Origin of the sequence: Brevundimonas sp. M20 (assembly GCF_006547065.1) — a bacterium.
Taxonomy (GTDB): Bacteria; Pseudomonadota; Alphaproteobacteria; order Caulobacterales; family Caulobacteraceae; genus Brevundimonas.
Map to the genome: position 1 here is coordinate 1,510,012 of NZ_CP041243.1, position 24,363 is coordinate 1,534,374.

Below are 24,363 nucleotides of genomic sequence, written 5' to 3' on the forward strand. Positions count from 1 at the left end.
AGTTGTCATGCTTGGTTCGCCGGGTCTTCATCTGGCGGTGAAGCCCGAACCCGGACGATTGGTCTAGGACCGCTTCGGGCCGTCGGGGCCCGTGTCGGGCGTCCCCTCGTGATGGCTGTTCTTCGCAACTGGAGTTCGTCCGCCCGCGCGTTCGCGCAGGATGTCGCGGCGCGCCCGGTCCGGCTGCGTCCCTTTGTTGAGGGGGTGCTGGTCGCGGTTCTGCTGGTTCAGGCCGGCCGCATGGTATGGCTGTTCGTGGAGCCTTCCGCTCCGGCCTCGGCGGATGCGCCCGCCGCTGCACGTCTCGCGGATACCTCCATCTTCCAGCGCTTCGACGCCTTCTTCCGCACCGGCGGCCAGTCGAGCATGGCTGAAGACACCGCCACGGGCAGCAGCCAGATGCGGCTGTTCGGCGTTCGCGCCGACGGCGTGGGCGGCGGCTCGGCCATCATCGGACTGGCGGACGGCCGCCAGATTTCGGTCGGCGTGGGCGAGGAGGTCGAACCGGGCCTCGTTCTGCAATCGGTGGCCGCCGACCATGTGGTCCTGTCGCGCAATGGCGCGCTCAGCCGTCTGATCTTCGCTGAAACGCCCGTCGGCGCCGCCGCTCCGCCTGCGCCCCCTGCCGGGGATCAGGTCGTCGCGCCGCCTAGCCCGCAGCCGACGCCCCAGACGACCTCGGCGCCGGGAGCCGCCGTGGTGGACCCGGCCCAGTTGATGGCACAGGCCTCGCTGCGTCCGCGCATGCGCGGGCTGGCGGTGAACGGCTTCACCGTCAACGCCTCGGGAGAAGCGCCCGCGCTGGGCGCGGCGGGGCTTCAGGCGGGGGACGTCATCCTCGCCGTCAATGGCATCGAACTGAACAGCGCGGGGCGGATCGCCGACCTGCGCCGCAACCTCGCGACCGCGCCTTCGGCCGAAATCCGCTTTGAGCGGGGCGGGCAGGCGCGCACCACCACCATAAGGACCGCCCGGTGACCCGCATCAGCCGCAATGCCGTCTGCGCCGTTCTGGCCGGACTGATGATCGCCCACGGACCGCTGGCCGCCGCGCCGGTTATGGCCCAGGCGAACCAGCGCCAGACCCTGAACGTGCAGGGCGCAGACATCCGCGCCTTTATTCAGGATGTGGCCCGGATGACCGGCCGAACCTTCATTGTCGATCCGGCGGTGACCGGCACGGTGACGGTGACCAGTGAGCGCGCCCTGTCGCGGGCAGAGCTGTTCGAGGTCTTCCTGTCGACCCTGCGAGCCAATGGTCTGGTGGTGACCCGGACCGGCTCGGGCGCCTATCGCATCAGCCCGGCGCAGGGCGCCGCGCAAGGGCCGGCGACGGTGGGCGGAGAGCGCTTCACGACCGAGGTCTTCCAGCTGCGCAACATTGACGCCGCTTCGGCTGCCGAGACCATCCGTCCGCTGGTCGGCGCCCAGGGGCAGGTGCTGGCCAATCCGGGCGGCAACAGTGTCGTGGTCGCTGACTTCGCCGACAACCTGACCCGCATCCGGGCCCTGATCGCCCGCATCGATGTGGATCGCGCCAGTTTCGACGTGATCACGCTGGAGAACTCGTCCGCGCGCGAGATCGCCGCCGTCCTGCAATCCGTTCTGACCCCTCCGGGCGGACAGCCGGGGCAGGGGATGGTCTCGGTTACGCCGGTCGACAGCTCCAACTCCGTCGTCCTGCGCGGCGATCCCGCCGCCGTGGCCCGGGTGCGCCCGCTGGTCGAGGATCTGGATCGTCGCGCCCGCTCCGCCGACGACATCAGGGTGATCTTCCTTGAGCACGCCAACGCAGAGCAGCTTCTGCCCGTGTTGCAACAGATCGTCGGCCAGCCGATCTCTCCGGCGCAAGCCAACGCCACTCCGGTCGCCGGCGCCGAAGGTGCGGCGCCTCCCGCGACCGCCGCTGCGGTGGCGCCCGCCGCGCCCGGCCAGCGCGCCACCATCGCCCGTTTCCCCGGCGCCAACGCGCTGGTGATCTCGGCCTCGGCCGAGACGCAGCGCACGCTGGCGGAGGTCATCCGGCAACTGGACCAGCGCCGCCAGCAGGTGCTGATCGAGGCCATCGTGGTCGAACTCAGCGACACCGCCGTGCGTGAACTGGGCGTCCAGTGGCTTCTCGCCGGCGAGGACGGCGCGCCTATCGGGCTGACCAACTACAGCGACAGCGCCACGCCGCTTCTGCCCATCGCGGGCGGGGCCGCGGCGACGCAACTGGATGAAGACGATCCGCTGCGCGAGCAACTGCAGAATCTGGCCATCAACTCCCTGCTGGGCGCCAACGGCTTCGTCGGCGGCGGTGGCGGGACCATCGGCAACGGGCTGTTCGGTTTCATCATCAATGCCGCCAAGACGGACAACGGCTCAAACCTGTTGCAGACGCCGTCGTTGATGACCCTCGACAACGAGGAGGCGACGATCCTCGTCGGTCAGGAAGTGCCGATCACCACCGGCGAGGCCCTCCTGGACGGGAACTCTAACCCCTTCCGCACCACCCAGCGGCAGGACGTCGGGGTAAAGCTGGTGGTCCGGCCCCAGATCAACGCGGGCGGCTCCATCACCCTGCACCTGCGTCAGGAAGTGTCGAGCATCAACGGCGTGCTGACAGCGTCGAGCAATGATCTGGTGCTGAACAAGCGCGAGCTGGAGACGACGCTGGTCGTCGATGACGGCGACATCGCCGTGGCCGGCGGCTTGCTGGACCAGAATGATCGTCTGGCCGTCGACAAGGTGCCGGGGCTGGGCGACATGCCGGTGATCGGCGCCCTGTTCCGCTCGACCAGCAACCAGCGCGGCCGCACCAATCTGATGGTCTTCCTGCGCCCGACCATCGTGCGCTCGAGCGCGGATTCCCGTCAGCTGGCCGCGGATCGCTGGGGATATATGCGCGACCAGCAACTGGCCAATGATCCGACCCGCGAGCCGAGCCTGGACGAGATGCTGCGCGACTACATGCGCACCCAGCCGCCGGTCGCGCCTGCGCCGACGCTGGTTCCGGGCGAGGTGGTGATCTCGCCCCTGCCGCCCGTCACCGCGCCGCAGGAGTGATCCGGTGATCACCCTCGTCAATCCGACACTGCCCTACGGCTTCGCAAAGCGGCACGGGGTGATCCTGCTCGACGCGGGCGAGATCGCGGTCGTCGGCCTGCGCGAGGGCGCGGACCCCTCGGCCCTGATCGAGACCCGCCGCGCGCTGGGCCGTCCGCTACGGATAGAGCCCCTGTCGCAGGCGGCCTTCGACCGACAGCTTTCGGAAGTCTATGCGGGCGACCATCTGAACGCCGCTGACGGCGATGATCTGGCCATGCCCGGCGGGCTGGACGGTCTGATCGACGACATTCCGGCCGCCGCCGACCTGCTGGACACAGCGGATGACGCTCCGGTCATCCGCCTGATCAACGGCGTCATCGCCGAGGCCGTGCGCACCGGAGCCTCGGACATCCATCTCGAGCCCTTCGAGAGCGCCCTGATTGTTCGGATGCGCGTGGACGGGGTGCTGCGCGAGGCCCTGACGCTGAGCCCGCGCATCATCCCGCTGCTGGTCTCGCGCATCAAGGTCATGGCGCGGCTGGATATCGCCGAGAAGCGGGTGCCGCAGGACGGCCGTATCCCGTTGACTTTGGGCGGCAAGACGCTGGACGTGCGGGTTTCGACCCTGCCGTCGCGGGCGGGCGAGCGCGTCGTGCTGCGGATCCTCGACAAGGATCAGGCCGGTCTGTCGCTGGAGCAGCTCGGCATGGCTCCCGATGCACTGGACGTCTTCCGCATCGCGCTGAAGGAGCCGAACGGCATCATTCTGGTCACCGGGCCGACGGGTTCGGGCAAGACCACCTCGCTGTATGCCGGTCTCAGCCTGCTGAATGACGCCACGCGGAATATCCTGACGGTCGAGGACCCGGTCGAATACGCCATCGACGGCATCGGCCAGACGCAGGTGAACACCAAGGTCGGCATGACCTTCGCCGCCGGGCTGCGCGCCATCCTGCGTCAGGACCCGGATGTGGTCATGGTCGGCGAAATCCGCGACGTCGAAACGGCGGGCATCGCCGTTCAGGCCTCGCTGACCGGCCACCTGGTGCTGTCGACCGTGCATACCAATGACGCGGTCGGGGCCATCACCCGCCTGCGCGACATGGGCATCGAGCCCTTCCTTCTGGCCTCCACCCTGCGTCTGATCGTGGCCCAGCGGCTGGTGCGCCGTCTGTGCGGGGAATGCCGCACGCCTGAGCCTGCCGACAAGGCGACGGCGAAACTGGCGGGGGTGAAGAAGGGCGATACCGTCTGGCGTCCCCACGGTTGCCCGCACTGCCAGAACACCGGCTACGTCGGCCGCGTCGGCCTGTACGAAACCATCCGTGTCGATGACCGCGTGCGCCGCCTGATCGCCTCGGAAGCAGGTGAGGACGCCATCGCCGCCGCTGCGTTCGAGACCTCCGGCACGCTGGCCCGGCGGGCGCGTGATCTGGTCCTGTCCGGCGTCACCTCGGTTGAGGAGGCCGTGCGCGTCACGCGTCAGGAAACCAGCGAGGCGCATGAGCCCGTCGCGGTGGAGGTCGCGGCCTGATGGCGAGTTTCGACTATGTGGCGGTGGACGCCGGCGGGCGGACGGTGTCCGGAGCCGTGACGGCTGCTGACGAGATCGCCGCGCGGGCCCTGCTGGGCCGGCGGCGGCTGATGACGCTTGAGATACTGCCCGCCCGTGCGGGAGCCGCCCGTGCCGCTGCACCCTCGGCGAAGGGCGCGAAGCTGGACGCCCGCACCCTTGCACTGACCACCCGTCAACTGGCCACGCTGGTCTCTGTCAGTCCTCTGGAGGAGGCTCTTCGCACCATCGCCCTGCAGGCTGACCGTCCCGCGGTGCGCCGGGTGCTGGAAGGCGTGCATGCGGGCGTGCTGGAGGGGCGCCGCCTGTCGGACGCCATGGGATCGCAGGGACAGGCTTTCCCGCCGCTGTACAGGGCCATGGTGTCCGCCGGCGAGACGTCGGGCGCCCTGCAACCCATTCTGGAACGTCTGGCCGATGGCCTCGAGCGCAACCAGCAGGTCCAGGGCAAGGTGATCACAGCGCTCGTCTATCCCGCCGTGCTGGCCGTGGTGGCGTTGGGTGTCATCACCGCCCTCATGGCCTTCGTCGTGCCCAAGGTGGTCGATCAGTTCGACAGTATGAACCAGACCCTGCCCCTGCTGACGCGGGTGGTGATCGGCGTTTCCAACGGGATGCGTGACTGGGGCTGGCTGATGATCCTGCTGGGGGTGCTGGCGGGCGTGCTGGGCGTCGTCGCCCTGCGCAATCCGGCGGTCCGGCTGAGGGCCGACACCTTGCTGCTGAAGTTGCCGTTGATCGGTCGCCTGACCCGCGACCTGCATGGGGCGAAGATGGCGCGGACGCTGGCGACAATGCTGACCTCGGGCCTGCCGGTGCTGGAGGGGCTGACCATCACCGCCCGCACCGTTTCGAACCGTCGCCTGCGGCAGGCGACCGAGACAATGGCGGACGCGGTGCGGGAAGGGGGAGGCCTGTCCGCCGCCATGCGCCGGGCCGACGTCTTCCCGCCAATCCTCGTCTACATGACCGCCTCGGGCGAAAGCAGCGGGCGGCTGGAGCCGATGATGGAACGCGCCGCCGACTATCTGGAGCGCGAGTTCTCGACCTTCACCGCCGTGATGCTGAGCCTGCTCGAGCCGGCGATCATCGTGGTCATGGGCGGCGTCGTGGCGGTGATCGTCCTGTCGATCCTGCTGCCCATCCTGCAGATCAACACCTTGGCCATGGGCTGAAGATGAGTGCTGTAATGACTGAAGTTGAAAAGAAAATCGAACAGCGCCGCCCTCGCGCTCAAGTAGCGTCGCGCCGCGCGCGACGCGGTAGTGGCCAAAAGAGAGCCGGTTTCACCCTTGTCGAGCTGATGGTGGTGATCGTCATCATCGGCCTGCTGGCCACGGTCGTCGTGATCAACGTCCTGCCCAGTCAGGACAAGGCCATGGTCGGCAAGGCGCGTGCGGACATCGCCACACTGGAGCAGGCCATCGAGACCTATCGCCTCGACAATCTGACCTTCCCGGACAGCCTTGAGGCGCTGGTGACAGCGCCGACCGGTCTGGCCAATCCCGAACGCTATCGTCAGGGCGGCTACATCCGTCGCCTGCCGAAAGACCCGTGGGGCGCGGACTACCAGTTCAACCGCGAAAGCCGTCACGGCGGAGCGTTCGATGTCTGGTCGTTCGGCGCCGACGGTCGTGAAGGGGGCGAAGGCAATGACGCCGACATCGGCAACTGGCGGTAAGAGCCGTCAGGGCTTCACCCTGGTGGAGCTGCTGATGGTCGTGGCGATCATCGGGCTGGCTGCGGGGGCCGTGGTGCTGACCCTGCCGGACCCCAAACCGGCTGTGGCGGCTGAGGCCGAGCGGTTTGCCTCGCGGCTGGTTCGCGCGCGTGAAGAAGCCATCCTGACCAACCGTCCGGTCGCTGTTGAAGCGGGCGCGGCTGGTTATGCCTTCTCGACATTTGACGGCTTGCAGTGGTCGCCGCTGGCGGACGGACCGTTCCGCGCGGAGGTCTGGAGCGACGGGGCGACCGTGTCCCCGTCCGGACTTGCCGTGCGTGTCGTGTTCGATCCGTCAGGCGTGGCCGATCCCGCGACGGTGACCCTCGCTCGTGAAGGCCGCAGCCGCACGATCTCGGTCGACGGCGCCGGCGAGGTGCGCGTCGATGGCTGAACGCGGCGGTTTCACCCTGGTCGAGATGCTGGTGGCGCTGGCGGTATTCAGTCTGGCCGCCATGGCCCTGCTGAACCTGTCAGGCGAAAGCACCCGTTCGGCCCAGCGCGTTGAGACCCGCACCCTCGGCGGCATGGTGGCCGAGAATGTCGCGGTCGAGGCCGCCGTCGCACCGTCTCTGGGCGAGGGTGAGACGTCTGGCCAGTCCGATCTGGGCGGGCGTCGCTGGGTCTGGACCCGCGCCGTTCTGCCGACCTCCGACGCCGACCTGCTGCGCATCGACGTCCGGGTGCGCGATGAGGAAGGGCAGGCGGCCGAGCGCACCCTGTTCTGCAGGCGCAACCCGTGAACCGCGCGGGATTCACTCTTGTGGAGGTGCTGATCTCCCTGATGATCTTCGCCATGCTGGCGGCGGCGGGGGCGGCGGTTCTGGCCGTGACCGTGGACAATCGCTTCGCCGTCAAGGCGCAGAGCGACCGCGTCGGCGATCTGCAAAGGATGCGCGCCCTGCTGCGCGCGGACATCGGTCAGGCGACAGGACGTCGGGCGAGGGGTGTGACGGGACGCCCCGCGCCGCAGGCGATGATCGGCCCGATGAGTTCGACCGATCCGCTGCTGACCCTGACCCGCGCGGGCTGGAGCAATCCGGGGGACCGCGCACGACCGTCATTGCAGCGGGTCGAATACAGCCTCGTCGATGGTCGGCTGGAGCGACGTGTGGCGGAGCAGCTGGACGGCGCGCGGCCGGGGCCGCCGCAGGTGCTCTATCGCGGCGTCCGCGATGTGACCGTCGCCTTCATCCGGGACGGGGAGGCGGCTCCGGCCTTCACCTCGACCACGGACAGGCCGCTGCCCGACGCCGTGCGCCTGACCATGACCCTCGACGGGTACGGTCCGGTCGAGCAACTGTTTCTGGTCGGGGGCGGCCGATGAAGCGCCGACCCGACCGTGAGGGCATGGCCCTTCTGACCGTCCTGCTTCTGGTTGCGGTCATGTCGGTCGTCGCCGTGGCCCTGCTGGACGACGTTCGTTTTTCGGTGCGCCGTGCGACCAACGCCGAGACGGGCGGACAGGCCCAGTGGCTGGCTTCAGGCGCTGAACTGATGGCGCGCGACCGCATCAGGCGGCTGATGCTGATGGATCCGACCCGCACGCCGCTTGAGCCCGATTGGAACGGTCGTCGTCTGGACTTTCCCATCGACAACGGCGCGATCAGCGCCACGGTCTCCGACGGTCAGGCCTGCTTCAATCTGAACAGCGTGGTGCTGGGCGTGGGCGAGGACCTGATCGCCCGGCCGGAAGGGGCGGCGCAGTTCCGGGCGCTGGGCCGCGCGGTCGGCGTGCCTGACAGCCGGATGCGTGCGATCACCGACGCCCTGACCGACTGGCTGGACGCTGACAATGTCGCCTTGCCGCTGGGCGCCGAGGACGGAGCCTATGCGGGCTTGTCCACGCCCTACCGCACGGCAGGGGTGATGATGGCCGAGACCAGTGAGCTGCGCGCCGTGAAGGGTGTGGATGAGGACGCCTACCGTCGCCTGCGGCCCTACGTCTGCGCCCTGCCGACCAGCCAGTTGTCGCCGTTGAACGTGAACACCCTCAGCGCTGATCAGGCCCCTCTGATCTCCATGCTGACCCTGGGCCAGGTCACGCCGCAGCAGGCCCGAGCCGTGATCGCCCGTCGCCCGCGCGACGGCTGGGCGAACAGCGAGGCCTTCTGGAGCCAGCCGGCCCTTTCGAACTTCACGCCCGACGAAGGTACCCGTGCGCAGGCCGTTGTCCTGACGCGCTTTTTCCGCCTCCGGGTGGACGTGGAATATGGCGGCGCGCGCGCCGTCCGCACCGCCCTGCTGGAGGCCCGCCCCGACGGCGCCGTCCGCACCGTCATCCAGCGTTGGACACCCGAAGAATGAAGCCCACACGTCTGATCCTCATTCCCGCCCTGGCGGGTGACCCGGCGCCGTATCTGGTGATCGGAACCGGCGGCTATGTGCTTGAGCGGGGCGTCCTGTCGATGGAGGCCGTCGAGCAGCCGGAGCCGATGCGCACCGTCGCTGTCGCGCCCGGCGCGGACGTCCTGATCCGTTGGGTGGACCTGCCACCCGCCAGCGCCGCACAGCAGCGGGCCGCGGCCCTTTGGGCGCTCAAGGACGATCTGGCGGCCGCCCCGGACCGCCTGTCGGTCGCGCTGGGTCCGGTTCCGGCGTCGGGCGAGCCGCGTCTGGTCACGGTCGTCAGCCTGTCGCTGCTGGATGCGTGGACCGACTATCTGTCGGGACTGGGCGTGCGGGCGGATGTGCTGGTCCCGGATGTTCTGACCCTGACCGAACCGCTGGACGACAGTCTGACCGCCGTGGCGTTCGGCGACGCCATCGCCCTGCGGGGGCGGCGGTTCGCCGCCTCGGTGCAGTCGGATCTGGTCGATCTGGTCGCCCACGGCCGCACAGTGGAGCCGGTGGATGACACCGCCTTGATCGAGCGCGCCCTGGTGCAGGCGGCATTGGCGCCGCTGGTCGATCTGACTCCCACCCGCCAGCGGGAGGCTGCCGAAAGCCGTCGGGGCTGGGGGCGGGCCGCCGCTCTGGCCGCCGCCGTCGTGCTTTCGCCGCTGGTGCTGATGATCGCCGGCGCCGCGCGCGATGACATGGCTGCTTCTCACGCTGACGATCAGGCGCTGTCCGAGATCGCCCGCGTCGATCCCGAACTGGCCCGGACCTCAGACCCCGTCGCCGCCCTGCGTGGCCGGGTTCGCGCCGCGCCGCCGCCCGGGGGCGTCATGGCCGCGACCGCCGCCTTGTTCACCGCCGTGGAGGGCGTGCCGGACGCCGAACTGGACATGCTGGTCGTCGATCCCGAGGATGGGATGAAGGCGGCGGTCACCCATGCCGACTACAGCGACATCCAGACCATCGACGCGGCCATGCGCGCTTCGGGACTGACGGTCACGGAGACCGGAACCGAGGACAACGCCGGACGCGTGGTCAGCGACATCACGATCGGAGCCGCCCGATGAGCGCCCTTTTCTCCCGCGCCCACGGTTGGTGGGACGGCCGCACCGTGCGCGAGCGCCGGATGCTGGCGGTGATGTTGCTGCTGATCGCCGGCGTGCTGATCTGGCTGGTCGTGGTGCGACCGGTGCAGGCCTGGCGGGTCGCGGCGGCGGATCGCCGGGCCGAAGCGGAGACGGTGCTGGCCGAGGTCCGTTCCGGCCTGCGCGTGGTCGCGCCGTCGTCGACGCCTGCGTCCGCCGATACGGAAGGTCTGGAGCCCTTGGTGCGTCGCACGGCGGAGACAGCGGGGCTGACGGTTGTCACCACCATGGCCCCCGGCGGGGGGCTGGGCATCCAGATGTCGCAGGCCCCCGGTCGCGAGACCTTCGCCTGGCTGGCGTCCCTCGAGGCGGATCACGGGGTGAAGGTCTGCGCTCTGGGTGTCATGGAGAACACCGACGCCACCCTCAACATCGACGGCTCACTCGGCCGGAACGGTTGTTCCACTGTCGGCTGACGTCTTTTTCGGGTCCGGCGCCAGCGGCACACCCTTGAGCCACAGCCGAAGCGCCTCCCAGTGGATGGCCGCGACGACCTTCAGCGTCTCGAAGGGCAGGGCCAGGGTCGCCTTGAGGATTTCCCGGTCGGTCAGCGCCCGCTGCTCGCCCTGCATGGCCGTGGCGATGACCAGACCCTCCGGATCGTGGCCGTCGATGGTGAGGTGCATGAGGTCGCCCGGCGTCTTGCCCTTGAAGGCGTAGGCCATGTCCATCTTCATGAAGGGCGAGACGTGCAGTGTCTTCTCGCAGCCGTGTCGGAACAGCTCGCCGCCATCGGCGCCCAGAACATAGGACCGGCGCTCGCCGAAGGTGCTTGTGACTTCGTAGATGACGCCGGCCAATCCGCCGTCGGCCCGGTGCGCGTAATAGACACTGATCGGATTGAAGACGAAGCCCAGCACGCGCGGCAGGGTCAGCAGACGGATCGGTCCGTCCACATCGGTGATCCCGGCGGCTTCGAGTCTCGCCAGCGCCTGCTCGCGCAGCTCGCCTGATGCGCCGTCGCCATGGTCCCGGGGCTGGAAGGACAGCAGGTTGAACCGTCCGATGGAGAACAGCCGGGTCTTCGCGGCGGCCTCCTCCAGACGGTCAATGTCGAGCAGAATCCAGAACAGCCTGTAGCGGAAGGCATGCACGCGCGGACGAACGCGCCGGTGCATCACCTCGCCGCGATACAGGCTGCCGGCGTCGATCATGCGCTCAGCCGTTCCGGTTCGGACGCGGGCGCCAGATGGATGCGGCCGCTCTCGTCCTCGACCTCCCACGGACGGCGAACACCGCCCAGTTGCTCGGCCACCGCCAGCCCGGATTGCAGGCCGTCCTCATGGAAGCCCGCGCCGAAATGGGCGCCGCAGAACCAGACGCCGCCCTGACCCTGCAGGCTCCACAGCTCTTTCTGGGCCGCGACGGCGGCGTTGTCGAAGATCGGGTGTTCGTACACCTCGGTCCGAAGCAGGGTTTCAGGTCGGGGAGGGCGGGGCGGGTTCAGGGTCACGAACAGATCCGTTCCGGGCAGACCTTGCAGCTTGTTCATCCAGTAGCTGACGCACAGGCCGTTATCCGTACCCATGTAGTTCCAGCTGGCCCAGGCGCGCCGACGCTTCGGCATCAGTTCCGGGTCGGAATGCAGGATGGTCAGGTTGCGGCTGTAGCGGAAGGCTCCCAGCAGGCGCTGCTCCTCCGGCGTCGGCTCGGCCAACATGGCCAGCGCCTGATCGGCATGGGCGCCGATGACGACATGGTCGAAGGTCTGCTCGTCGCCGCGCGCATCCCGCACGACCACGCCGTCGGCGACGCGTCGGATCGAGGTCACTTCACGGCTCAGACGGACAGAATCGCCCAGCGCCTGCGCCAGCTTCTCCACATAGACGCGGCTGCCGCCAATGATGGTCCGCCACATCGGGCGGTTCAGGAATTGCAGCAGGCCGTGGTTGCTGCAGAAGCGGACGAAGGCTTCGGCGGGATAGTCGTTGATGGTCTGGGCGGGGGACGACCAGATGGCGGCGGCCATCGGCAGCAGGTGATCGTCACGGAACGCCGCGCCGAACTTCTGCGACTTCAGATAATCCCCCAGGCTGATGTTCGGGTCCGCCATGGCGGCGATGTCGCCCGGCGCCCGGCGATAGAAGCGAACCAGTTCGCTCAGCATCTTCCAGAAGCGCGGACGGAAAACATTGCGGCGCTGGGCGAACAGGGCGGGGGCGGCGTACTCGAAGTCGCCGTCATCCAGCGAGACCGCGAACGACATATCCGTCTCCCGGGTCTCGACCTTCAGATGATCCAGCAGGGCGCAGAGGTTGGGATAGGTCGCGCCGTTGAAGACGATGAAGCCGGTATCGACCGCGACCTCGCCGTCGGGCATCCGCGCCGTGACCGTGTTGGAATGACCGCCCAGCCGTGGTTCGCGCTCATAAAGCGTCACTTCATGCCGGCTTTTCAGCAGCCAGGCGCAGGACAGGGCCGACACGCCGGACCCCACCACGGCGATGCGCAGGCGACGGTTGCTGGAAGCGGGATGTACGAGGGTCAAGGACGTGGTCTCAGGCAGGACGGCCCGTGGGCCCGGTGTCCTTGTTACGTCGTTCAACGCATTCCGGATGACGCGTGATCCAGACGAGGGCACAACACGTATGATGTTGCATGCACGGCTCCGTGACGATCTCCGGCCCTCAATCCGTCCGCGCGGCGCGCGTGGCTGACGGCGTGGAAGATTTTGACCGGTTGATTGTGGCGGTGGCGCAGACGCGGGACCGCGACGCCTTCGCTCAGCTATTCCAGCATTTCGCTCCGCGCCTGAAAGCCTGGCTGATTCGTGGCGGGGCGGCCGAGGCGGCGGCGGAAGAGTTTGCGCAGGAAGCCATGCTGACCGTCTGGCGCAAGGCGGACCTGTTCGATCCGCGCATGGCGCGCGCCTCGACCTGGATTTTCACCATCGCGCGCAATCGCCGGCTGGACGCCCTGCGAAAGGATGCGAGAGCTCCGCTTATCGACCTGGCCCCGCCGCCGCTCGATCCCGAGCGCCCGGATGACCTGCTGGAAGAGCGGCAGGATGCGGCGCGTATCCGGCAGGCGATAGCGTCCCTGAACCCTGAACAGGCGCAGGTGCTGCACCTGTCCTTTTTCCTCGATGAACCTCATTCCGCGATCGCCGAGCGGCTGTGTCTGCCGCTGGGGACCGTCAAATCCAGAATCCGAAAGGCCATGCTGAAACTACGCGTCATGCTGGAACAGGAGGGCGGTCGATGAACGCGCGTCCGTCTCCGTCTGAAGAGCGCCTGCTGGCCTATGCCGCGGGCACGCTCAGCCCGCCCGAGGCGGTGGTCGTCTCCACCTGTCTGGCCATGCGGCCGGACGCCGACGTCTGGGTGCGTCAGTTGCAGGGCGTCGGCGGCGCCATTCTGGAAGACCTTGAGCCGACAGCGATGCAGCCCGACGCCCTGAGCCGGGCGCTCGCCCGGGTCGGCTCCGACACCGGCGAGGTGGTGGCCGAGCCGCCGCTGAACGACATGCCGGAGCTGCCGGAGCCTCTGCGCCGCTATCCGTTGGGGCACTGGCGCAGGTTGGGTGGCGGCGTCGAGGTTCGGGACGTGCACGCGCCACGCGACGGCGATACGCGCGTCATCCTGCTGCGGATCGCCCCTGGTCAGGCTACGCCGAAGCATACGCACGGCGGGGTTGAACTGACCTGCGTTATTTCAGGGGCGTATGCGACCGAGAATCAGTCTTATTTCGCCGGTGACTTCGAGGAAGCTGATGGAGAAACCCTCCATCAGCCGCGTGTGATCTCGGATGAGCCTTGCCTCTGCGTAGCGGCCCTTGACGGCCAGATCATCCTGGACGGCTGGTTCGGTCGTCTCATCCAGCCTTTTGTACGATTGTAGATGCCGGAAATTTTGCTCTGGGGCGCGTCGGCGCTTCTGCTTGTGGTGTTGATGTCCGTCGCTTGGCTGGTCCAGTGGCGGACGGGGCAGGGGGCGTGGGTCGATGCGGTCTGGACGTTCGGGGTTGGCCTGGCCGGCCTTCTGGTCGCCCTGTGGCCGCTCAGCGCCGGTGAACTTCATTTCCGACAAGGCGCGGTGGCGGGGCTGATCGCCCTGTGGAGCCTGCGTCTGGGCGGCCATCTGGTCGAGCGGGCGCTTAAGGGGGCGCCGGACGAACGCTATGAGGGGCTGAAGCGCCAGTGGGGCAAGAAGGCCCAGCCGCTGTTGTTCGGCTTCCTGATGCTGCAGGCGGGGGCGGGCGCGTTTCTGGTGGTCAGCCTGCTCGTCGCCGCGCGAAATCCGACGCCGGGACCGACGGTCATGGACCTGCTGGGCGTCGCCATCATGCTGGGCGCCCTGTGGGGCGAGGCCGCAGCGGACCGCCAGTTGGCCGTCTTCAAGGCCAACCCCGCCAACAGGGGCAAGATTTGCGACACCGGCCTTTGGGCGTGGTCCCGCCACCCGAACTATTTCTTCGAGTGGCTGGGCTGGTGCGCCTGGCCGGTGATGGCGATCAGCTTCGGCGGCCAGTGGCCATGGGGCTGGCTGGCCCTGACCGGGCCGGTCTACATCTACTGGCTGCTGACCCGCGTTTCCGGTGTGCCCCCACTGGAGGCGCACATGAAGAAGACCCGGCCAGAGGCCTTCGCCGCCTATGCCGCCCGGACCAGCATTTTCTTCCCGCGTCCGCCGAAGAAGGACTGACGGTCAGCGGTTGATCCGCACGACAGCGCCTTCAGCCGGGTCCGACACGCCGTCGGCCAGCGCCCGCACGACCTTGGCGGCGGCCTCCAGACCCTGATGCTCAACAATGCTGATCCATGGCGAAGTCGGCTCGATAACGCGCGCGAAGAAGGTCTTCTGATCCGCCAGGAAGCGCTCGTAGAACGCATGTAGCGTCCCGCGCTCGCGATGCTGATCCAGACAGGTGGCGGCGAAGAAGAAGACCGGCTTGGGTCCGACCAGTTCGGGATCGTCGAGGGTGAAGCCATCGCTCTGAGTCGAGCCGACCAGACAGTCATAGGTCAGGTGTCGGCCGAAATGGGCATGCACTCGCCGCCGCAACGCCGGGTCTCCCGCCAGATCGAGATAGAGGGTCGGGACATCGGCGCTCAGGCTCTCCAACGCATCATACTCGTGTACGGCGTCATAGGCGCCGAGGCTTTCAACGAAGGCGCGGTTCCGCGCTCCGGTCAGGGCCACCACCTCGATGTCGTCCTGCTCCAGACACCAGGCGGCGCCGTAGGCGGTCTTGGATGAGGCGCTGGACACCACGATCCGCTTCGCGCCGAAGAAGCGGGCGTCCCGCAGGAAGTCGACGGCGGTGTAGGAGGTCACAAACAGGGGGCGGAAGATCGCCTCGCTGTTCTCCAGAGCCGGATCATAGTGGCGGTCGGCGGCGCACAGGACATAGCGATTGTAGATGTCCGGCACCGCCTTGCGCCACGGCGAGGCGTCGGCGAAGCCGCCACGCGACACCTTTTCGGCCTGGACCAGCAGGGTGTCCGCCATCGGGAAGTACCCGAAGACCCGCGCCCCGACCTCGACGCCCTCAGCGCGAGAGGCGGCGACATCGGCGAAACCCCAGACGGGCATCAGGCCATAGTCGTCGCGTCCTGTCGGAAAGACCTTCCAGTAGCCGATGGCGTCGCCATAGGCCGCGTAGGTGATGTTGTTGGTGGTCAGGGAGAAGCGGTCCAGCGCCAGCAGGACCTCGCCCTCGACCAGTTCGCCCTGATCCGGGATCGCCGTGTTCAGCGTGTCGCCGATATCCGCCTTGCGCGTCATCAGGCGGTGGTTCGCATCGGTCATGGCGGCTCGTCCCGTTTGTCTGGTCTGTTTCGCGTCAGACTAACAGGAACGGCGGTTGACGCAGGAGAAGGATCGGGGCGGCCGCCGGTGCGAACCGCCCCATCCTGACATCAGGCCGAGATGCGGCCGAACAGGTCGGCCAGTGCGTTCATACGGCCGCGCTGAACCGGCTGGGCCTTTTCGGCGGCCGCGCGCAGGGTGGCGGCCAGACGGCTGGCCGAGCGCTTGTCCACGCGTCCGCCGCGCCAGCCGGTCACCACCGCGCCGGCTTGGGTCGCGACATCAGCTTCCAGCGCGTTCCCGCGGGCCAATTGATCCAGATAGGACTGGGCCACGTCCGGGGTGTCCGACCAGCTGATGCGGGTCTGCAGTTGCGGGTTGATCTCCTCGGCCATGATGGCCTCGGCCGCCGCGATCTCGGCCGCCGACAGGTTCTCGTTCGGAACCAGACGCAGGACGTCCAGACCACGCGCGATCTCGCTGGAGTAGATCCGGCCGTTCAACCAGTAGGCTGACCACGATCCGCCGACGTACAGGCGCTCGGCGCTGATCGGGCCACGGTCGAAATAGGCGATTTCGGTCGGCTTGGTCGGGTCCGAGAAGTCCATGACCGACACGCCGCCCTGATACCAGGACTGAACCATCAGGTCGCGGCCCGGGACCGGGATGATGTTGCCGTTGTGAGCCACGCAGTTCTCGGTCGCGCCCTGGGCCGAAGGCAGCTTGTGGAAGCTGCGGCCCGTCAGGGTGCGGTTCTCGATCGTGGCGACCATGTTGGCGCCCCAGGTGGCCGGGTCTTCGGCCCGGCACCGCGCGCCGATGCCGCCGCCCCATTCATCGGTGAAGACGACCGAGGTGCCGGCGTTGTTGAAGGTGGCCGAGTGCCAGTAGGCCATGTCCGGATCGAAGATGTCCGACACGCGCGCCGGATGTTCGGGGTCCGAGATGTCCAGCAGGATGCCGTTGCCGCTGCACGCGCCGCCGGCCAGTCCGATGGCCGGATAGACGGTGATGTCGTGGCACTGGTTGGTCTGGGCGGTATTCTGGCTGGCGACCCCGGCCCGGCCCCCGCGCCACAGGCCCGCGACCCGGCCCGTGGTGGCGTCGGCGAAGATGCGCGGACGGTTGACGATGGCGGCGTCCTGCGGGTGCGTCAGGTCGACCTTGATCACGTCGATGGAGAACAGGGCGGTCTCGGGGTTCGAGTCCGGCTGCCCGTCCGTGCAGATCGACAGCTCGTCGGTCTTGCGGACGCTCGAGGTGCCCTGACCGTAGACATACAGGATGTTGGAGTCGGTCGGATGCGGGACCAGCGTGTGGGTGTGCGAGCCACGGCAGGTCTGGATCGCCGCGATCTGACGCGGAGCGTTCAGATTGCTGATGTCGAAGATGCGAACGCCGCGGAAGCGGGTGGGATTGACCTCTTCACTGGAGGTCGCGGTGCTGCAGTCCAGCTGGCCGCGGCCTTCCTCGACCGACATGAACAGCAGGTTGCCGTGCACGGACACGTCGCCCTGACCGCCTGGACAGACCACGGACATGACCAGTTGCGGTGCGCCGCCGCTGCTGATGTCATAGGCGTTGAAGCCGTTGAAGTTGCCGACGAACAGCTTGCCGTTCGACAGGGCCATGTCGGTGTTCGCCATGCCCAGAACGCTGAAGTTCGGATTGCCGCGCGCGCGGGTCATCAGCGCCTGACCTTCGGCCTGGCTGGTCGGGGGCGAGAAGCCGATCTCGGGATCGACGAAGCCCTCCGGTTTGCCGAGCGTGTGCTCCAGCACCATTCCCGATGTCGCGATACCGGCGTCGTTCAGGCCGGCCGACAGGGCGCTGCGGGCGTCGGCCGTGATCCTCTGGGCGTCGCCGGGGCCGGAGGACTGCTGGGCGGCCGCGGCGCTGGCGCCCAGAAGCATGCCGAGAACGGCGACTGAGGACAGCAGGGTCTTGCGGATGGTCATGGCCGGTCTTTCAGGTGAAAGGAGATCAGAGATCGGAAAGCAGGGACTGCATGCGCAGGATTTCGGTGGACTGGTCCGCCACCACGGAATTGGTGAAGTCCGACAGCAGGGTGTCGCGACCCGCGTCGGGGTGTTCCAGCAGGTCGGCGACCATGTCGATGGCCCCTTGGTGGTGCTGGATCATGCCGGTCAGGAACAGCCGGTCGAACGCGTTGCCCCGCGCCGCCGCCAGCCGCGCCATCTGGGCGGGGGACAGCATGCCCGGCATCAGGGGAGTTTCGGACGGCGCCATGGCGTGACCGGCGTGTGCCGAGTGATCCATGCTTCCATGGCCCATCCCGTGACCGGAGTGGTCCGTCTGCATTTCGGTCGATTGATCGCGCGCGATCAGCCAACTGCGCATCAGCTCCATCTCGGCCTCCTGCGACAGGGCGATCCGGCGGCCCAGCAGCTTGACCCGGCTGTTTTCGCCCTGGGTCTCCAGCAGCGCGACCATCTCCACCGCCTGGGCGTGATGGACGATCATATGCTGCATGAACTGCACGTCTTCGGCGGTGTAGCTGGTCCGGGCCAGAGCCAGGGCCTGATCGGCGGTGATGACGCGCGACGGCTGTCCGGGCGCCCCCGGCTGAAAGATCGGAGGGGCGCTCTGCGGCGCCAGAAGCGCCGCGGTCGCAATCAGTCCGGCCAGATACGACAAACGCTACTCCCCAGCCGCGACATCGAAGGCGTCCAGACTAGGGGGCGTTTTCGGATCGACGCAAGCGCGCGAGTATTAAAAGGAAGCAAGGCTGATCGAACGTTCCGGACTTTCACCCGCGCGATGCTCTGGTGCTAGGTTGCCGCGAGTTGAATCAGCGCCGGCGCCCGGCGTGTCATCGGGAGGCCCGACATGACCAGCGAGACGACCAAGCGCCGCGCGGGCATCCAGTCGGTCGGCATCGGCCTGCGCGTGCTCGATGCTCTGGCCTCCTATGAGGAACCACAGGCGCTCGGGACCATCGCCGCCGCCTCTGATCTGTCGCCGTCGCAGGCGCACCGCTATCTGGCCAGCCTGTGCGCGGCCGGAATGGCGCGTCAGGACGCGGGCAGCGGGCGTTACGATCTCGGCCCGGCGGCCTTGCGTCTGGGACTCGGCGCGCTCAGCCGCATCGACGCCTTTCAGGAGGCGAACCAGCGCATCACCGACTTCGTCCACGAGACCGGTCGCACGGTGCAGATGGCGTCGCTGGGGCCCAGCGGTCCGATCGTCGTGCGCTGGGTGATGGGCTCACCGCCGATCTCGACCTCGCTGATGGTCGGCTCGCCCCTGCCGCTTTTGCGTTCGGCGACGGGGCACCTGTACCTTGCGTTCCGCCCCGACAGCCATACGCGGCACATGATCGAACGGGAGACCGCCGAGGACCGGGGGCTGACCCCCGTGGATGTCGAGGCCATCCGCGAGCGGGTGCGGGCCGACGGCTATTCCGGCGTCAGCGGCACCCTGATCCCGGGCTTGCGCGCGACAGCTGTACCGATCTTCGACCTGCAGGCGGAGGTCACGCTGACCGCGACGGTGCTCGCCACCGACGCTTTCCGGCCCGACCGCGACGATCAGGTGCGTGAGCGCCTGATCGCCGTCTGTGATGAGATCACGGCCGCCATCGGCGGTCGCCGCCCGGTCGTCTAGGCGGCCGCCTTGCGCAGATCGGTCGCCGGATCGCTCGCCCGGTCCGCGACCAGCGCCTTGCCGATCAGCCGCTTCGCCGTGCCGAAGTCGCGGGGTTGGTCCAGACAGACGGCGCCGACCAGCACGTCATCGCGCACATACAGCCGGACGCCGTCGCCGCGCGCGATGACGGTGTCGCCCGCGCCCGGATCGCCGACGATCTGCAGCATGTGGCCACACTGGGCGGTCCAGAACCACGGCGCCGGCTCGGGCTCGGCGGGCAGGCCGAGGATGGCCAGAGCCGCTGCGCGCGCCGAAGTCTGGGCGTGGGCCCAGGTCTCCATCCGTCGCGGGTTCGGCTCGTCGCCCCAGGTGCGCGCCGCCAGATCGCCGATGGCGAACACCCGTTCATCGCCGAGCGAGCGATAGCTCGAATCGACCAGCACGCCGCCCGCGGTCGGCAGGCCCGACGCCTCGGCCAGCTCCGCACAGGGAATGATGCCGATGCCGACCACCATCAGGTCGGCCTCCAGCGTCTCGCCGCCGTCCAGCTGAATCTTGAGGTCGTTCGCGCGGTGCTCGATGGCGCGCACCGAGCGGCCCAGACGCACATCCACCCCGATTCTGGCGTGAGCCGACGCCAGCCAGCCGGCGGCTTCTCCCGGAATGTTGCGGCCCAGCAAACGATCCCCGGCCTCCAGAACCATCGCCGTCAGGCCCAGATCAACCAGGGTCGACGCGGTTTCCAGGCCGATGACGCCACCGCCGACGATGACGGCGCGTGCGCCCGGTTTCGCGGCCTTCGCCAACGCGCGGGCGTCGTCTGTGGTGCGCAGATGGTGGATGCGCGGATGGTCCGGCGTGTCCAGACGACGCACTCGCCCGCCGGTCGCGAGGATGAGCCGGTCATAGGGAGCTGATGAGCCGTTCGATAGGGTGACGGAACGGCTTTCCCGGTCGATGGCGATTCCGCTGACGCCGAGCGTCAATTGCACATTGAGATCGCGCCATCGCGCATCATTCGCCAACCAGACCGGCTCCGGGTCCGCGCCTGAGAGGAACGCCTTCGACAGGGTAGGGCGCTCATAAGGTGCGTCGGTTTCTTCTCCGATCAGACTGATTTCGCCGGAAAATCCAAGATCACGCAAAGCGATGGCGGCGGACCCGCCCGCGTGTCCGGCGCCCAGAATGACGATGCGTTCGTCCATGTCGTTTCAATCCCTGTGTGCGACGCACAATATGCAACGCGTTTGACATAGATCAAAAACCACGACATCAGTGCGGTCAACGGCGACCTCAGATCGTCGATGGAATTGCTGCGCCGGGAGCCGTGATCTTGAACATTTCCGTTCGTCCGCCTGAGGGCAGGGTGTGGCCGGCCGACGCCGACGCCGCGGTGCCCTACTGGGTCTATACGGACCCCGAAACCTACGCCGAGGAGCTCCGGAAGATCTGGTACGGGCCACACTGGCTGTACGTGGGTCTGGAGTGCGAGCTGCCGAACGTCGGCGACTGGAAGACGACCACGCTGGGCGAAAAGCCGGTGGTCATGGTCCGGTCAGCCGAGGGCGAGATCTCGGTCGTCGAGAACCGCTGCGCCCACAAGGGCGTGAAGTTCTGCCAGGCCCGCTTCGGCCATTCGCAGGAACTGATCTGCCCGTATCACCAGTGGTCCTACGCCCTGAACGGCGACCTGCAGGGCGTGCCGTTCCGTCGTGGCGTGAAGCGTCAGGGCGGTATGCCCGCCGACTTCGACCTGTCGCAGAATGGGCTGAACAGGCTGCGCGTCGAAGAGGTCAACGGCGTTGTCTGGGCGACCTTCTCGGACGAAACCCCGGCCTTCCGGGAGTACCTCGGCGAGAAGTTCTGGAAGCATTACACCCGCGTCTATGACGGCCGGAAGCTGGAGGTGCTGGGCTACAACCGTCAGCACATTCCGGCCAACTGGAAGCAGATGCAGGAGAACATCAAGGACCCGTATCACGCGGGCCTGCTGCACGTGTTCTTCGCCACCTTTGGCCTGTTCCGCGCCGACCAGAAGTCCGCCGTCGATATCGATGACGAGGGCCGTCACGGCATCCTGATCTCGCGCAAGGGCGAGCAGGAAAAAACCGAGGCCATGGCCGATATCCGCAACTTCCAGGGTGATCTGGTGCTGGAAGACCCGCGCGTCATGGACGTGGTGCAGGAGTTCCCCGGGGAAGAGACCGTCGGGATGATCACCATCTTCCCCAGCGTGATACTGCAGCAGCAGGTGAACAGCCTGACCACCCGTCAGATCGTCCCCAAGGGCGTCGGCGGATTCGACTTCCACTGGACCCACTGGTGCTACGCCGACGACACGCCGGAGATGCGCCTGCGCCGCACGCGTCAGGCCAATCTGTTCGGCCCCGCCGGCTTCGTCTCGGCCGATGACGGCGAGGTTCTCGAGATGACCCAGCAGGGCGCCTGCGGTTCGCCGGACGAGCACTTCATCCTGCAGATGGGCGGCCGCGAGATCGCGCCGACCGATCACCAGGTCACCGAAACCGCCGTGCGCGGCATGTATCGCTACTGGCGCAAGGTGATGGGCCTGTGAGCGCCGAGACCCTGACCCGTCCCGCCGCGATCACGCGTGATGCGATCCGCGACCTGTTCGACGACTATTACGCCACCCTGGATGACGTCCGCCTGCACGATTGGCCGGACTTCTTCACCGAGGACTGCCTCTATCGGGTGATCCCGCGCGAGAATTATGAGGCGGGCTACACGCTGTGCACCATGCAGGCCGAGAGCCGGGGGATGCTGAAGGACCGGGTCACCGGCCTGACGCGGACCCAGATGTACGCCCCGCGCTACTACCGCCGCTTCCCGACCGCGCCGCGCATCGTGGCTGAAGGGGAGGGCCCCGATGCGAAGCCTTACGTTCAGGTCCGGCACAATCTGCTGCTGGTCCAGACCCTGATCGACAAGACCTCCGACATCGTCCTGTCCGCCGTCTGCCACGACAAGGTGGTGGTGGATGAGGGCCGCCTCCGGTTCGTCGAGCGGATCGTGGTCTTCGATTCCGAAATGATCCCCAACAGTCTCGTGTACCCCGCATGATCGCCACCCTGACCTGGCAGCCGACGCTGCCCCCTTCGGATCTTGAGCAATACGGCGTGGCCCAGGCCGTCGTCGGCGGCCTGAAGATCGCGCTCTATGCGGTGGACGGCGAATATTACGCCACCGCCGACCTGTGCACCCACGGCGCCGCCAGCCTGGCCGACGGCTATCTGGACGGCGACCTGATCGAATGCCCGCTGCATCAGGGCACGTTCAACGTGAAGACCGGCGCGGCTGTCGGCGCGCCTTGCAGCATCGCTGTGAAGACCTTCCCGGTGAAGCTGGAAGACGGCCTGCTTCACGTCGGCGTGGAGAGCTGACATGCACAATGCCGAACCGCTGAAGAACGACCAGCAAGCCCAACTGAACGCCCTTTACGAGCAGATGGAGCCGGAAGGCCTCTATCCGCTGTGGGAGAAGCTGGCTGCCCTCGTGCTGCCCAAGCCGGACAGCCCGGCCAAGGTGCACAAATGGTCGTATGACAACGCCCGCGAATACCTGATGCGCGCCGGCGACCTGATCAGCGCCAGACAGGCCGAGCGCCGGGTGCTGATCCTCGAGAACCCGGGCCTGCCGGGCCACTCGGGCATCACGCCCAGCCTGTACGCTGGCCTGCAATTGATCCTGCCGGGCGAGGTGGCTCCGGCGCACAAACACACCCAGTGCGCCCTTCGCTTCGTCATCGAGGGTGAGAACGCCTACACCTCGGTCGATGGCGAAAAGGCCGTGATGCGTCCGTTCGATCTGGTGCTGACCCCGGGCGGCCAGTGGCACGATCACGGCAATCCTACGGACAAGCCGATGATTTGGCTGGACGGTCTCGACATCCCGACCGTGCGCCACTTCGACGCCAGCTTCGCCGAGGGCTATCCCGAGGATCAGTTGCCTGAACAGGTCCCGCCCGGCGACAGCATCAATCGCTACGGCCGCAACATGCGGCCGCTGAAGGGGCATACGGCGGATCGCCGTCCGGCCCACCAGCCCCTGTTCCACTATCCCTACACCGACTGGCGTCCGGCGCTGGACGGTCTGGCTGGCAGCGGCGCCGAGATCGACCCGCATCTGGGCCACGCGCTCGAGTTCCTGAATCCGGTCAACGGCGGCTCGATCATGGCCACCATCTCGGCTCACGTCCGCCTGATGCCGGCGGGCTTCGAGACCCGGCCGCGCCGCTCCACTGACGGCACTATCTTCGTTGTCGTCGAGGGAACCGGCGAAGCCGTCGTCGAGGGCGAGACCATCGCCCTGAACCCCCGCGAAATCCTGGTCGTCCCCTCGTGGAAACAGGTCGTCTTCAAGGCGACCGACCAACTGGTTCTGTTCGGTTACTCGGACAAGGCCTGTCAGGAAAAACTGAACCTCTACAGAGAAGAAAACGCATGAGCCTGCTGTTCGACACCCCGGCGCCTGTGCTGGCCGCGACCACGACCGGAGACGATTTCCCGGTTCGCCGCGTGATCTGCGTCGGTCGCAACTACGCCGCCCATGCCCGCGAGATGGGGCGCGACCCGGACCGTGAACCGCCGTTCTTCTTCACCGCCTGGGCCGAGACCGTCGTGCCGTCTGGTACGGTGATCGCCTATCCGACCGAGACCGGGAATTTCCATTACGAGGCCGAACTTGTGGTCGCCGTCGGCAAGGGCGGTCGGAACATCGCCGTCGAGAACGCGAAGGACCACGTCTGGGGTTACGCCACCGGTCTGGACATGACCCGCCGCGACCTGCAGCTCGACGCCCGCGCGCAGGGCCGTCCGTGGGATACCGGCAAGAACGTCGAGCAATCCTCGCCCCTGGGCCTGATCCACAAGGCGGGCGAGGGCGATTTCGATCCGGCCAAGGGCGCGATCAAGCTGACCGTTAACGGCGAGACCAGACAGGACGCCGATCTGGCCGAGCTGATCTGGCCGGTCGATGACATTGTCGCCTTCGCTTCGCGTCTGTGGAAGCTGGAGCCCGGCGACCTGATCTACACCGGCACCCCCGCGGGCGTGGGCGCCGTGGTCGAAGGCGACGACATCGTCGTCACCATCGACGGACTGACGCCGCTTGAAATCAAGGTTGGGCCGAAAGCGGCCTGATCGGGACCACCATCAACATCATCATCGGGGATGAAGCG

At 67.6% G+C, this 24,363-nt stretch carries 26 protein-coding genes; 20 read left to right on the plus strand and 6 right to left on the minus strand.

Annotated elements, in window-relative coordinates; genetic code table 11:
* Nucleotides 1-111: 111 nt before the first annotated feature.
* From FKQ52_RS07155 to gspM, 11 genes are read left to right on the plus strand one after another with little or no spacing between them, the layout of a single operon-like run.
* Complete coding sequence (locus tag FKQ52_RS07155; RefSeq protein ID WP_141626545.1) at nt 112-978, plus strand: type II secretion system protein N; 867 nt, start codon at nt 112-114, stop codon at nt 976-978.
* 44 nt (nt 979-1,022) lie between these two features.
* Complete coding sequence (gspD, locus tag FKQ52_RS07160) at nt 1,023-3,047, plus strand: type II secretion system secretin GspD (RefSeq protein WP_141628273.1); 2,025 nt, start codon at nt 1,023-1,025, stop codon at nt 3,045-3,047.
* Between the two features lie 4 nt (nt 3,048-3,051).
* Nucleotides 3,052-4,563, plus strand: coding sequence for a type II secretion system ATPase GspE (gene gspE, locus FKQ52_RS07165; RefSeq protein ID WP_141626546.1), 1,512 nt, complete (start codon nt 3,052-3,054; stop codon nt 4,561-4,563).
* Nucleotides 4,563-5,777: a type II secretion system inner membrane protein GspF gene (gene gspF, locus FKQ52_RS07170; protein WP_141626547.1), complete on the plus strand. Its 1,215-nt coding sequence runs from the start codon at nt 4,563-4,565 to the stop codon at nt 5,775-5,777. Before gspE ends, gspF begins: the two co-directional genes overlap by 1 nt.
* Nucleotides 5,778-5,791: 14 nt before the next feature.
* Nucleotides 5,792-6,283: a type II secretion system major pseudopilin GspG gene (gene gspG / locus FKQ52_RS07175; RefSeq protein WP_141626548.1), complete on the plus strand. Its 492-nt coding sequence runs from the start codon at nt 5,792-5,794 to the stop codon at nt 6,281-6,283.
* Entirely contained in the window at nt 6,255-6,716 is a 462-nt protein-coding gene (locus tag FKQ52_RS07180) for a GspH/FimT family pseudopilin (protein WP_141626549.1), read from the plus strand. Before gspG ends, FKQ52_RS07180 begins: the two co-directional genes overlap by 29 nt.
* Nucleotides 6,709-7,065, plus strand: a complete 357-nt coding sequence (gene gspI, locus FKQ52_RS07185) for a type II secretion system minor pseudopilin GspI (protein WP_141626550.1) — start codon at nt 6,709-6,711, stop codon at nt 7,063-7,065. Before FKQ52_RS07180 ends, gspI begins: the two co-directional genes overlap by 8 nt.
* A complete protein-coding gene (gene gspJ / locus FKQ52_RS07190; protein WP_141626551.1) occupies nt 7,062-7,649 on the plus strand; it encodes a type II secretion system minor pseudopilin GspJ in 588 nt (195 codons plus the stop codon). Before gspI ends, gspJ begins: the two co-directional genes overlap by 4 nt.
* The gene (gene gspK / locus FKQ52_RS07195) at nt 7,646-8,629 is read left to right on the plus strand and encodes a type II secretion system minor pseudopilin GspK (protein WP_141626552.1); all 984 of its coding nucleotides are present in this window, start codon (nt 7,646-7,648) and stop codon (nt 8,627-8,629) included. The genes gspJ and gspK overlap by 4 nt, the downstream gene beginning before the upstream one ends.
* Nucleotides 8,626-9,729, plus strand: a complete 1,104-nt coding sequence (gene gspL, locus FKQ52_RS07200; RefSeq protein WP_141626553.1) for a type II secretion system protein GspL — start codon at nt 8,626-8,628, stop codon at nt 9,727-9,729. Before gspK ends, gspL begins: the two co-directional genes overlap by 4 nt.
* Nucleotides 9,726-10,223 carry a type II secretion system protein GspM gene (gene gspM, locus FKQ52_RS07205; RefSeq protein WP_141626554.1) on the plus strand — a complete coding sequence of 166 codons (498 nt, stop codon included), beginning with the start codon at nt 9,726-9,728 and terminating at the stop codon, nt 10,221-10,223. Before gspL ends, gspM begins: the two co-directional genes overlap by 4 nt.
* Here the strand turns inward: gspM and FKQ52_RS07210 are convergent.
* Complete coding sequence (locus tag FKQ52_RS07210; protein ID WP_141626555.1) at nt 10,188-10,961, minus strand: DUF1365 domain-containing protein; 774 nt, start codon at nt 10,959-10,961, stop codon at nt 10,188-10,190. The genes gspM and FKQ52_RS07210 overlap by 36 nt on opposite strands.
* Nucleotides 10,958-12,295: an NAD(P)/FAD-dependent oxidoreductase gene (locus tag FKQ52_RS07215; RefSeq protein WP_141626556.1), complete on the minus strand. Its 1,338-nt coding sequence runs from the start codon at nt 12,293-12,295 to the stop codon at nt 10,958-10,960. The genes FKQ52_RS07210 and FKQ52_RS07215 overlap by 4 nt, the downstream gene beginning before the upstream one ends.
* 110 nt (nt 12,296-12,405) lie before the next feature.
* Here FKQ52_RS07215 and FKQ52_RS07220 point away from each other — a divergent pair, with 110 nt between their 5' ends.
* Genes FKQ52_RS07220 through FKQ52_RS07230 form a run of 3 tightly spaced genes read left to right on the plus strand, consistent with a single transcriptional unit; the run spans nt 12,406 to nt 14,450 of the window.
* The gene (locus FKQ52_RS07220; RefSeq protein ID WP_141626557.1) at nt 12,406-13,011 is read left to right on the plus strand and encodes a sigma-70 family RNA polymerase sigma factor; all 606 of its coding nucleotides are present in this window, start codon (nt 12,406-12,408) and stop codon (nt 13,009-13,011) included.
* Entirely contained in the window at nt 13,008-13,646 is a 639-nt protein-coding gene (locus FKQ52_RS07225; RefSeq protein ID WP_141626558.1) for a ChrR family anti-sigma-E factor, read from the plus strand. The genes FKQ52_RS07220 and FKQ52_RS07225 overlap by 4 nt, the downstream gene beginning before the upstream one ends.
* 51 nt (nt 13,647-13,697) lie before the next feature.
* Entirely contained in the window at nt 13,698-14,450 is a 753-nt protein-coding gene (locus FKQ52_RS07230; protein ID WP_205750886.1) for a DUF1295 domain-containing protein, read from the plus strand.
* A 3-nt stretch (nt 14,451-14,453) separates the two neighbouring features.
* Here FKQ52_RS07230 and FKQ52_RS07235 read toward each other — a convergent pair whose 3' ends face one another.
* From FKQ52_RS07235 to FKQ52_RS07245, 3 genes are all read right to left on the minus strand, one after another.
* Nucleotides 14,454-15,557, minus strand: a complete 1,104-nt coding sequence (locus FKQ52_RS07235) for a DUF2855 family protein (protein WP_141626560.1) — start codon at nt 15,555-15,557, stop codon at nt 14,454-14,456.
* Between the two features lie 110 nt (nt 15,558-15,667).
* Nucleotides 15,668-17,515 (minus strand): LVIVD repeat-containing protein, encoded by a 1,848-nt coding sequence (locus tag FKQ52_RS07240; RefSeq protein ID WP_141626561.1) that lies wholly within the window; start codon nt 17,513-17,515, stop codon nt 15,668-15,670.
* 25 nt (nt 17,516-17,540) lie between these two features.
* Nucleotides 17,541-18,215: a DUF305 domain-containing protein gene (locus tag FKQ52_RS07245; protein ID WP_141626562.1), complete on the minus strand. Its 675-nt coding sequence runs from the start codon at nt 18,213-18,215 to the stop codon at nt 17,541-17,543.
* A 192-nt stretch (nt 18,216-18,407) separates the two neighbouring features.
* Here FKQ52_RS07245 and FKQ52_RS07250 point away from each other — a divergent pair, with 192 nt between their 5' ends.
* A complete protein-coding gene (locus FKQ52_RS07250; protein ID WP_141626563.1) occupies nt 18,408-19,184 on the plus strand; it encodes an IclR family transcriptional regulator in 777 nt (258 codons plus the stop codon).
* On the opposite strand, the gene FKQ52_RS07255 is transcribed toward FKQ52_RS07250, so the two are convergent.
* Nucleotides 19,181-20,371, minus strand: coding sequence for an NAD(P)/FAD-dependent oxidoreductase (locus FKQ52_RS07255; RefSeq protein ID WP_141626564.1), 1,191 nt, complete (start codon nt 20,369-20,371; stop codon nt 19,181-19,183). The two genes, FKQ52_RS07250 and FKQ52_RS07255, sit on opposite strands and share 4 nt — an antisense overlap.
* Nucleotides 20,372-20,499: 128 nt before the next feature.
* Here FKQ52_RS07255 and FKQ52_RS07260 point away from each other — a divergent pair, with 128 nt between their 5' ends.
* The 5 genes from FKQ52_RS07260 to FKQ52_RS07280 are packed head-to-tail and all read left to right on the plus strand — an operon-like array spanning nt 20,500 to nt 24,325.
* Entirely contained in the window at nt 20,500-21,741 is a 1,242-nt protein-coding gene (locus FKQ52_RS07260; RefSeq protein WP_168196809.1) for an aromatic ring-hydroxylating dioxygenase subunit alpha, read from the plus strand.
* Nucleotides 21,738-22,247, plus strand: a complete 510-nt coding sequence (locus tag FKQ52_RS07265; RefSeq protein WP_141626565.1) for a nuclear transport factor 2 family protein — start codon at nt 21,738-21,740, stop codon at nt 22,245-22,247. The genes FKQ52_RS07260 and FKQ52_RS07265 overlap by 4 nt, the downstream gene beginning before the upstream one ends.
* A complete protein-coding gene (locus FKQ52_RS07270) occupies nt 22,244-22,567 on the plus strand; it encodes a non-heme iron oxygenase ferredoxin subunit (protein ID WP_141626566.1) in 324 nt (107 codons plus the stop codon). The genes FKQ52_RS07265 and FKQ52_RS07270 overlap by 4 nt, the downstream gene beginning before the upstream one ends.
* 1 nt (nt 22,568) lies before the next feature.
* Nucleotides 22,569-23,630: a gentisate 1,2-dioxygenase gene (gene gtdA / locus FKQ52_RS07275; protein WP_141626567.1), complete on the plus strand. Its 1,062-nt coding sequence runs from the start codon at nt 22,569-22,571 to the stop codon at nt 23,628-23,630.
* Entirely contained in the window at nt 23,627-24,325 is a 699-nt protein-coding gene (locus tag FKQ52_RS07280; protein WP_141626568.1) for a fumarylacetoacetate hydrolase family protein, read from the plus strand. Before gtdA ends, FKQ52_RS07280 begins: the two co-directional genes overlap by 4 nt.
* Nucleotides 24,326-24,363: the final 38 nt, after the last annotated feature.